The organism is Bacillus cereus group sp. BfR-BA-01379, assembly GCF_022663605.1.
Lineage (GTDB): Bacteria > Bacillota > Bacilli > Bacillales > Bacillaceae_G > Bacillus_A > Bacillus_A mobilis.
On record NZ_JAKUFT010000342.1, the window covers coordinates 1 to 213 of the forward strand.

The following is a 213-nucleotide window of genomic DNA, read 5'->3' on the forward strand; positions in this document are numbered from 1 at the left end:
ACTTCCGCTTCTGCAACTACTTCCACTTCTTCTTGCTCTTCCGTTTCTGCAATTACTTCCGCTTCTTCTGGCACTTCTGTTTCTGCAATTACTTCTACTTCTTCCCGCTCTTCTGTTTCCGCAATTACTTCCACTTCTTCTAACTCTTCTGCTTCTGCAATTACTTCTATTTCTTCTGGCGCTTCTGTTTCTGCAATTACTTCCACTTCTTCT

1 protein-coding gene is annotated in these 213 nt (G+C 42.3%); it reads right to left on the reverse strand.

The genetic code is table 11. The features are described 5' to 3' along the window. Nucleotides 1-213: hypothetical protein (locus MR113_RS28160; RefSeq protein WP_242257534.1), on the reverse strand; the 213-nt coding region annotated here is incomplete at both ends.